The 9,580-nt window shown below is 57.3% G+C and carries 10 protein-coding genes; 3 read left to right on the forward strand and 7 right to left on the reverse strand.

Annotated features, from left to right (window positions below):
- Window positions 1-30: 30 nt before the first annotated feature.
- The 3 genes from VEV40_RS17540 (at window position 31) to VEV40_RS17550 (ending at window position 4,186) form a co-directional block, all read left to right on the forward strand.
- Window positions 31-981, forward strand: a complete 951-nt coding sequence (locus tag VEV40_RS17540) for a tetratricopeptide repeat protein (RefSeq protein ID WP_324834199.1) — start codon at window positions 31-33, stop codon at window positions 979-981.
- A 182-nt stretch (window positions 982-1,163) separates the two neighbouring features.
- Window positions 1,164-2,738 (forward strand): S10 family peptidase, encoded by a 1,575-nt coding sequence (locus VEV40_RS17545; RefSeq protein WP_324834200.1) that lies wholly within the window; start codon window positions 1,164-1,166, stop codon window positions 2,736-2,738.
- Between the two features lie 101 nt (window positions 2,739-2,839).
- Window positions 2,840-4,186 carry a nucleotide sugar dehydrogenase gene (locus VEV40_RS17550; protein ID WP_324834201.1) on the forward strand — a complete coding sequence of 449 codons (1,347 nt, stop codon included), beginning with the start codon at window positions 2,840-2,842 and terminating at the stop codon, window positions 4,184-4,186.
- A gap of 6 nt (window positions 4,187-4,192) precedes the next feature.
- Here VEV40_RS17550 and VEV40_RS17555 read toward each other — a convergent pair whose 3' ends face one another.
- From VEV40_RS17555 to VEV40_RS17585, 7 genes are all read right to left on the reverse strand, one after another.
- Window positions 4,193-4,405 (reverse strand): hypothetical protein, encoded by a 213-nt coding sequence (locus tag VEV40_RS17555; protein WP_324834203.1) that lies wholly within the window; start codon window positions 4,403-4,405, stop codon window positions 4,193-4,195.
- 59 nt (window positions 4,406-4,464) lie between these two features.
- Window positions 4,465-5,379 (reverse strand): tetratricopeptide repeat protein, encoded by a 915-nt coding sequence (locus tag VEV40_RS17560; RefSeq protein WP_324834204.1) that lies wholly within the window; start codon window positions 5,377-5,379, stop codon window positions 4,465-4,467.
- Between the two features lie 111 nt (window positions 5,380-5,490).
- Window positions 5,491-6,231, reverse strand: a complete 741-nt coding sequence (gene pal / locus VEV40_RS17565; protein ID WP_324834205.1) for a peptidoglycan-associated lipoprotein Pal — start codon at window positions 6,229-6,231, stop codon at window positions 5,491-5,493.
- A 114-nt stretch (window positions 6,232-6,345) separates the two neighbouring features.
- The gene (gene tolB / locus VEV40_RS17570) at window positions 6,346-7,704 is read right to left on the reverse strand and encodes a Tol-Pal system beta propeller repeat protein TolB (protein WP_324834207.1); all 1,359 of its coding nucleotides are present in this window, start codon (window positions 7,702-7,704) and stop codon (window positions 6,346-6,348) included.
- A 51-nt stretch (window positions 7,705-7,755) separates the two neighbouring features.
- Window positions 7,756-8,598, reverse strand: coding sequence for an energy transducer TonB (locus VEV40_RS17575; protein ID WP_324834208.1), 843 nt, complete (start codon window positions 8,596-8,598; stop codon window positions 7,756-7,758).
- 2 nt (window positions 8,599-8,600) lie between these two features.
- Complete coding sequence (locus VEV40_RS17580; protein ID WP_324834210.1) at window positions 8,601-9,032, reverse strand: biopolymer transporter ExbD; 432 nt, start codon at window positions 9,030-9,032, stop codon at window positions 8,601-8,603.
- Window positions 9,016-9,580, reverse strand: a 565-nt coding sequence (locus VEV40_RS17585; RefSeq protein ID WP_324834212.1) for a MotA/TolQ/ExbB proton channel family protein, incomplete at its 5' end; no start/stop codon positions are given. The genes VEV40_RS17580 and VEV40_RS17585, both read right to left, overlap by 17 nt.

Raw genomic sequence — 9,580 nt, forward strand, 5'->3', positions numbered from 1 at the left:
AGGAAAAACAGATCCTTCGCTCCGCTCAGGATGACAGCACTTTGGTGCGCCTGCCTTCTCGCGATGGCCATTGGCTCATGGCAATTGGATGCACAGCAGGCTACGGCGGCAGACAAACCTGACGTTCTGCAGTCCGTCCATGCGCTGCTCGCTGCTTCGCACTTCGCACAGGCCGAGAAGATCCTCCGAAGTTATCTTGAAAAGAACCCATCCTCGGCGGACGCGCACTTTTTACTCGGCTATACATTCTTCCGTGAGCAGCGCGCCAAGGATTCCTTGGCGGAATTCACCGAAGGCGCGAAATACCAGCGTCCACAGCAATCCGATTTAAAGATTGTTGCTGCCGATTATGTTGTGCTTGGGGATTTCCCCGACGCAGACAAATGGTTGACCATGGTCACACAGGAAACGCCAAACGACGCCGAGGCATGGTATCTGCTGGGCCGCACCAAATACAACGAGAACAGATTCGCGGAAGCTATCCAGTGTTTCGAGAGGACGCTTTCGTTGCGCGCCAACGACATCAAAGCCGAAAACAACCTCGGCCTTTCATATCAAGGTCTGAACCGTATTGACGAAGCAGAGAAGGCATTTGAAACGGCTATTGCATGGCAGAAAGACTCGCCGGTAAAAGAGGCGCAGCCTTATCTCAATATGGGGTCCTTGCTTGCTGACCAGGACGAGCCAGATCAGGCGTTAGCCTATTCGCAGAAGGCAGTCTCACTGGCGCCGCGTAATCCAAAGGCGCATGAAGAGCTGGGCCGTGTCTACGACCTGCTCAAAATGCCGGACAAGGCCGAGCATGAATTGGAAAAGGCGGTCGCGCTTGCGCCGGATGTCTCGGGCCTGCATTTCAAACTGGGGCAGGTTTACCGGCGTGAGGGCAAGCAACAACTCGCGCAGCAGCAGTTCGACATCTGCGCCAAACTCAACAGCACGCATTCATCCGCCGAGACGCCGAATCCGGCGGAGCAAAATTAGGAAAGGCCTGATTAGGCTGAAAGGCATTACCTCAGGGGCTGAAGCCCCAGTGATATGCAGTCTTTACAGCATGGCTAAAGCCATTGCCCTTACGAAGGTGGGACAATGGCTGTCCATATCTGATGAAACAAATTGGAACAGGAAAACGTCACCTGTGGCATATTCTCCTGGAGGAAAGAGCATTGATCAAGCACCCACGAAAGCTGGCGGCGCTGTCATTTGCCGCGCTTCTGTTTAGCGCGCAGGCCATCGCAATCGCACAAGAGAAGAAACCGGACGAACCCCAAAAGAGTGACGCGAAGCAACAGGACAATAACAAAGAACAGCAGAACATTCCACCGGAGAAAAGCTCGGTCACGCACCACGACCTGACGCTCGACGGCAAAACCATTCACTACACGGCAACCGCTGGAACGATGCTCATCCGCGATGATGAAGAGAAGCCCTACGGGAGCATCTTTTATATCGCCTACACCGAGGACGGCGCCGACTCGAAGACGCGGCCTGTGACTTTTCTTTACAACGGCGGTCCCGGTTCGGCCACGCTGTGGCTGCATATGGGATCGGTCGGCCCGGTGCGCGTTGTTACTTCCAGCCCTTCTGCCACCGGCGCTGCTCCGTATCAGATTGTTCCCAACCAATACAGCCTGCTCGATAAGACCGATCTCGTTTTCATCGACGCGCCGCTCACGGGTTATTCCCGCGCTGTGGGCAAGGCCACGGCCAAGGATTTTGCCGGAGTTGACCAGGACCTGAAGGCATTCGACAAATTCATCGAGCGCTACATTACTGTCAACCAGCGCTGGAACTCGCCTAAGGTTCTCTTCGGTGAGTCCTATGGCACCACGCGCTCGGCAGGGCTTTCCGCTGTGCTGCAGGAACATGGCGTCGCCCTGAATGGCATTGTGCTGTTGTCGTCGATCCTTAATTATGGCGAGCTTGCTCCCGGCACGGATACGCAGTACATCGTTAATCTGCCCAGTTATGCGGCGATTGCCTGGTATCACAACAAGCTGCAGAACAAGCCCGCTGACCTGAAAGCGTTTCTTGACGAGGTGAGAGCATTTGCGCGCAGCGACTATGCCGGCGCGCTGGCCGAAGGAGACCAGATTCCAGCTGCAAAACTCGACGCCATTGCAGCGAAGGTTAGCCAGTACACCGGCCTGAGCACACAGTTTGTCAAGGAAGCAAAGCTGCGCGTTTCGCCCACGCGTTTCAGGAAGGAACTGATGCGCGATGAAGGCGACATTCTGGGCCGCTACGACGCGCGATTTGAAGGCACGGACATAGACAATGCCGGGGAGAATCCTGGATATGACCCGTCAGACACAGGCATTGCCGGGGCTTTCGTCGCCGCCGAGCATGATTATCTTTCTGGTGTACTGAAATATGACACAACCGACGAATACAGGCCCAGCGGCAACACCATTGGTGAGTGGGACTGGAAGCATCGTGGGGCCGGGGCGGGGCGAAGTTTCGGCGGCCAACAGGCCATGCCGTATGTAGCAGGCGATCTGGCCGACACGATGCGCAAGAACCCGAAGCTGAAAGTACTATCAGCCAACGGCTACTTCGATCTGGCAACGCCTTTCTTCGCCACTGAGTTCGATTTATCACACATGATGCTTACGCCCGATCTGGCAAAGAACGTGGAGTTTACTTATTACCCGTCGGGTCATATGGTGTATCTGAATGTGGATGCGCTCAAAGATTTTAAGCACGACCTGGATAGCTTCTACTCCAACCTCGTGAGGTAACTATTATTTTCGGGGGCCGGAAGAGCGCCCCCGGGTATCTACTGTGTGAGTCACATCCATCTGTTCCCAAGCGATGATAGCCTTTGGAAAGGAACGTACGCATGACAGACGTGATGACGAGTGGAGCAGCGCAGTTCATTCAAAGGATTGATTACCGTTCTGCACGCATCGGCATTATCGGAATGGGTTATGTGGGCCTCCCGCTGTCGCTGCTCTTCAGTGAAGAGCGCTTCGCCGTCACAGGTTTCGACATCGACAGCCGGAAGGTGTCCACGCTGAATGCCGGCGGTTCTTACATCGTTCGCATTCCCGGCACCGAAATCCAGTCAGCGAGGAAGAACGCCTTCCGCGCCACATCCGACTACTCGGAGATTACCAACGTCGATGCGGTCATCATCTGTGTACCCACTCCGCTCAATGAGTATCATGAGCCCGACCTGAGCTATATTCGCGACACGGCGAAGGCCATTGCACCGCACCTGCGCGAAGGGCAGCTTGTCATCCTTGAGAGCACGACTTATCCCGGTACGACGGAAGAAGTGCTGATTCCGATTCTCGAAGAAGGGAACAGCAGGCAGCTTCGCGTCAACCGCGGTACTGAGACAAGCGGCTTCTATGTTGCGTTTTCGCCCGAACGCGAAGACCCCGGCAATGACAGCATTGCCCGCCGCGACATCCCGAAAGTAGTCGGCGGGGTTGGCCCGGTTGCGCTGAAGCTCGCGTCCGCAGTCTATGGAAGCATTTTCAACCGCACTGTTCCGGTCTCGACGCCCGCCGCAGCCGAGATGGCCAAGCTGCTCGAGAACATCTATCGCTGCGTGAACATCGCACTGGTGAATGAGCTGAAGCAGCTGTGCGACCGCATGGGCATCGACATTTTTGAAGTCATCGACGCGGCGAAGACCAAGCCCTTCGGATTCCAGGCTTTCTATCCCGGCCCTGGACTGGGCGGCCACTGCATTCCCATCGATCCGTTTTATCTGTCATGGAAGGCCAAACAGTATGATTTCCGGACCAAGTTCATTGAACTTGCCGGCGAAGTCAACGTGGCCATGCCGTATTATGTGGTCGATAAGACGGTTGAAGCTCTCAATGAGCATTCAAAAGCGCTTAAGGGTGCAAAAGTGTTGGTGCTGGGTCTCGCATATAAGAAAGATGTAGATGACCTGCGCGAGTCGCCTTCGCTTACCATCATCGAGCTGCTGAAGCAGCGCGGCGCTGTCGTTTCCTATAACGATCCATTCTTCCCGTACGTGGGACGCGGCCGCCACTACGACCTCGACATGCACGGCGCGCCACTCGACAATCTCTCGCAGTATGACTGCGTGCTGATCGTCACCGACCACTCCGACTACGACTATGCCCGCATCGTCGAGGAATCGAAGTTGGTCGTTGATACGCGCAATGCCACGAAGGGCATACGGTCGGAAAAGATCGTTCGCTGCTAAAGTCTGCTACTTGTGTTGTCCGCTGTGTTCCGGGACCCTTCCCGGTTCAGGGAAGTCGGTATCGTTGTCCTCGTCTGCATCTTTGATCATCGGGTCCGCGCCGCGATGCGGCAGCTGGTCTGCCAGAACGCTGTGAAGGTCAGGCCGTGGAGCGGTGTCGCCGGGTGACTGGCTTTCCACCGCACCCTTGCGGGAGTCACTATCATGACGGGCTTCCATAAGTCCTCTTCGATGGCGGTTGTGCCGGCTAAGTTGCCATGCCGTATTATGGGGCCGATTTACTCCGGATGGTAGGCCGAAGGCGAGGGCTTCGGTGCTGTAATTCTAACTCCCATTCCATTCAAACGGCTGCGTGCCTGCGCAGCTTCCGGTGTTTGTGGAAAACGCTGGATCAGGTTCCGCAGGTCGCGAATGCCTGCATCGCGCTGGTTCGTTGCCAGTTCGGCCTCGCCTTTGCGAAGCTGTGCCGCCGGAACTTTGGGATTTCCGGAGAACTGCTCCAGTACCGCGTCATAATTCTTGATGGCGGTCTTATAGTCGCCCTGTCGGTAGGCAATTTCGCCAAGATAAAACTGCGCGTTTCCGGCGAGGTTGTCTTGGGGATAATACTTCAGAACATCGCTGAATTCGCCTGAAGCCACGTCATACTTCGCGCTGTTGTAGTCGCGCAATCCGCCCTGGTAGAGCTGGTCTACGGGAGGCGCCTGTGGCTGCGCGGGGGCCGCGTTTGCATCTGTCCCGCCCGGCGTCGGCTGCCCATTGGGAGTTGCAGGCTGGCCGCCACCGGCCTGCTGGGTGTTCACGTTCTGTAACTGCGCCTGGATGTCCTGCAGCGTTTTGTTGAGATTGCTGACACGCGACTTCAGCTCGTCAATGGAGTCGTTCATACTTTGCATCTGTCCGGAGAGCTGGTCTACTTTGCCGGTGTTGGCGCTCTGCGTCTGCATGGCCTGCTGCATGCTGTCGATCGATTGCGACATGCGGTTCACGTTGTCCGCAGTCTGCTCGATCAGGTGCTGCATGACTGCCTGCCGCTGATCATTTGTCTGCTGGAGGCGCTGGAGCATATCCTGCAGCGTCTGCACCTGCGTTTGCAGCTGAATCATTTCCTTGGAGGCGGCGTGCGCGCTCGGCACAGGGCAGAGAAGAGCAAGTGTGGCAACGGCTGTGAGCGGAATCAAAGTTTTTCGCATAGAAATCCCCATGTGACCCATTTGAACTTAGCACATGGCCTTCCAAATCAGTTTAGTCCAAAAGCAAACGGCAGCACTGCATCCTGCAATGCTGCCGTGTTATAGCCAGATTTAGCGGTCGATGCTGAACTGTGCACGGCGGTTCTGCTGCCAGCACGATTCTGTGTGGTCGGTGCAGAACTGTTTCTCCTTGCCGTAGCTAACTGTGCGCAGGCGGTCGGGACTGACGCCGGCATTCACCAGCGCCTGCTTGGCCGCATTGGCGCGGTTTTCGCCGAGGCTCAGGTTGTATTCCGTCGATCCGCGCTCGTCGCAGTAGCCGCCAACCACGACCTTGATGGTGGGATGCTGGTTCAGGAACGCGGCGTCCTTCGAGATGATCGGCTGCGCGTCAGGCCGAATTTCATAGGCGTCGTAGTCGTAGAAAATGTCCTGCACGTTCTGGTGGAAGAGCGTGTCGTCCATGTTCTCTTCGTTCATGTTGCTGGCCGGGGCTGGAGCATTCACGGTCAGGCGCGCTGTCGCGTCGGCGGAACCGCCGTCACCACGGGCGATGAGGTGGTAGTTGGTCGATTCGGTCGGCTTCACGTTCATGGTACCCGCGGTGGCGACCTGGCCTACGCCTTCAATCGATACATCTGTTGCATTCGTCGTCTTCCAGTTCAGCACGGCGCTGTCGCCCGGATTGACAGCCTGCGGCGTTACCGTAATCTCAGCGGTGGGCGCTGGCGCGGAAACGGTCGGCGGAGGCGGCGGGGGCGGAGCGGGCTTTTTCTTGTGGCATCCGGCAATTGCTAACAATGCTGCCAGACTGACGACGGAAGCAATGTACTTACGATGAAGGTGTTGCACGGTCTCTCCTCCTTTGGGAGTGATTGCTATGCTCTCGAACGAGCGTTAGTTCTATCCAGGGCAGGGCAGAGAGGAAAATCCGGTCTGCCAACCAGGTAAAAAAGGCTTTCAAAACTACTTCCAACTCCAATTCGGCATCGTATTGGCGCTGCCTTTTGTCAACGCGTGCTGCTCAGTACCATCGGCCAGCATGGTCCAAATCTGTGTGGGGCCGCCATCTTCACGCTGAAAGACGATATGACGTGAATCCGGCGACCACGACGGAAAGTCGTTGTGCCCGGAATCGTGCGTCAACTGCGTCCAGCGCTTGCTGGCGATGTCCATGATGTAAATGTCCTGTCCTCCCGGAGCGCCCGGCCCATACTTGCGGTCCCAGGCAAAAGCCAAATATTGTCCGCTCGGCGACCACGATGGAGAAGTGGCGTAACCGCCGTCGGTCATGCGCTGCACATTGGCGCCGTCTGAATCCATGATGTAAATCTGCGGCAGGCCCGTGCGCCCGCTTACCCAGGCGATCTGCCCGTTCGTCTTCGGGTTCCATACCGGCGATACGTCCGGTCCGCGGAACGCTGTCATCCGATGCAGCCCAGACCCGTCACCGCTGGTTGTAAATATCTCCGAGTCGCCGTCATGCGAGGACGAAAAGGCAAGCCTCGAGCCGTCGCTCGACCAGGCCGGAGAGATGGTCGTCCCGCCCGGGGATGGAAACGTAACCATGCGATTCAACAGAAGCGAGTACATGCGGATCGACCAGCCGTTCTTGCCCAGGCTTGAAAACGCAACGCGCGAGTTGTCCGGAGACACGCGCGGCGAGAGCGAGATCGTGCCGAGGTGGGTGACCTGATGCTGGTTTTCTCCATCGTAATCCATCACCCATATCTCTTTGTTGCCTGTTCTGAAGGACACAAAATAAATTTTCGTTTCGCAGATGCCCGCAACGCCGCCCAGCCGCGTGATGATTTCATTGGCGAAGCGGTGCGCGATGGCGCGCGCATTGTCCATACTGGCATTGTCCGAGTACTGCTTGCCGAGAATCTGCGGAGTCTGCTGGTTCTTGGCGTCGAACAGATAGCCGTAGACCGTCACCTTCCCATCGGTCACGCCTAGCGCGCCGAACGCCACCATGTCGGCGTTTGACGGCGCCGCTGCCCAGTCCGGCAGGTTGATCTCCTGCGGCGATCCCGGCATGACTGGCGGGGCCATGCTCTTCGACACCATGTCGAAGATGCCCGCGTTCGACAGATCGTTAAACAGCGTCGTGTCAAACGCTGTCTTGAGCGAGGCGGTCTGAGGGTCGTTTGTCGTGGGTTTGAAATTGGCGGCGGCGAGGTGAATCTTGGTAGCGCCGAGGTTGGTGCCCGTTCGGACCCAATCCTGTGCCTGCGCGCCGAAAGTGCCGCTGAGGATGAAAATTGCCGCAAAGATAAGGAAACTACGAAAAGACGATACTGCCTGCTTATTACCGATAGTCATTCTTCCGTCCCGCATACAAATTTGCGAAAACTGGATTAAGGTACCAAAACTTCATCGCCCGGGCTCTTCACAATAGTACGACACTGAGAGGCTGCTTCCGTTGTATCCACCGGGCAGCGGACCATATGTATCAACTCTCTGCACTGCTCTCAGGCACGATGTATCCAGGGTTGGGGAGCCGCTCGATTGCGCGATCCGTATCTGGCTGGGGGAGCCGTCCCGCGCAATGACGAAAGACAGGTATACCCGCGCTCCAGATGGAGTGTTTGGAGAAACTTCCTGGGTCAGCCAGTTTTGCGCTGTCTTCCTGCGAATCAAATCGACATACCACGGAAAACGCGAGCCAAAGTCTCCCCCGCTGACCGCGACCGGATTATTGCCGTTTGGGTTGCTTGTCGTTGACCGCGGAATGTTGGATTGCGCCGCCTCGCCATAATTAGCGCGATTCTGCTGGTTGGGGACGGGCTGCGCGTGCCGGGTTGACGTGGGCGCCACCGCCTTCTTTGGCTGTGGTTTCACCGGTGCCTCAGACTTCTGCGGAGCCTGCTTTGCTTTGACCGGCTTTTGCTTTTCCGGAATCGGGATTGCGTCAAGCGGGAACGACTGCACCGTCTTCTCTTCGGCGGGAAGGGCAGGCGCCTGGCTCGGGGTTTGCGTCGCCAGCACATTGTCAGTGGGCTTATTTTCGCTCGGCAGAGGAATCGAGGCGGAACTTACCAGCGTCGCCTGGATCGCGCCCTGCGTAGACTCGTTGTTCCCCCAGATGCCTCCATGAAACCGTCCCACAAAAAAGATGTAGAGCGAAATCAGGGCCACGACTCCGGCGTGCACCATGAGCGAACCAAAAGCTGGTCCGCCCATCCGCTCCGGCGGAAGCTCGATTCTGGCACTCATCCTCATTGGTTACTTCGAGGCCCATTGTTCAAAGGCTGGGTCACAATGCTGATGTTCGTAATCCCGGCCTGCTTCACCGCGTCCATCACCGAAGCAAACGCCCCGAAGGGCACGCGCTCATCGGCCCTCAGATAAATAATCCGGTGCGCCGCGTCTGTGCCCGGCTGCTGCAAGCGCGACGGCAAATCAGCCAGATTAATCGGCTGGTCTCCCAGGAATACACGCTGGTCTTTGTCGATGGTCAGCACTGTGCGCTGCTCGGTGATTTCCTTCACCGTCTTCGTTTTCGGCACAGCGACATCGATGCCCGATTGCAGGACCGGGGCCGTCAGCATGAAGATCACCAGCAGCACCAGCACCACGTCTACCAGTGGAGTGATGTTGATTTCCGCCAGCGCCGTCTGCGTATGACCTGTTCTACTTGTGAAGGCCACGCGCGGCCTGCCTTTCCAGTGGGTCCTCGTCTGCGGCTACGGAAAACTCTTCCATGCTGTTCAGCAGTTCACGGGAGAAGTCATCCATGCGCGCACCGAACTCGCGGCACCGCGCCGTGAACTGGTTATAGGCGATGACCGCAGGCACCGCGACCACCAGACCCGCAGCAGTGGTAATCAGCGCCTCGGAAACACCGGGGGCTACAGCTCGCAGGGTGGCCGCGCCGGCAGTGCCTAGTCCGTGGAAGGCGTCCACAATACCCATGATGGTGCCGAACAGTCCGATAAATGGTGAAATCGCGCCGATTGTCGCCAGCCAGGTCAGTCGCTGCTCGAGAACTGTCAGCGCTTCGCTCGAAGCAGTTTGCGCCGCACGTTCCAGGGCTGTAATGTTCTTCGGAGGCCCGTACCCCCCCGTCTGCCGCCGGTACGTCTCATAGACCTCATCAAACACATTCACCAGCGGCGAGGGCTTGAACTGCTCGCTGACTGCAGCAATCTCCTGCAGCCGGTTTGCCTTGCGAAACGCGCGCAAAAAGCGGTTGCTC

Source organism: Alloacidobacterium sp. (assembly GCF_035631355.1).
GTDB lineage: Bacteria > Acidobacteriota > Terriglobia > Terriglobales > Acidobacteriaceae > Alloacidobacterium.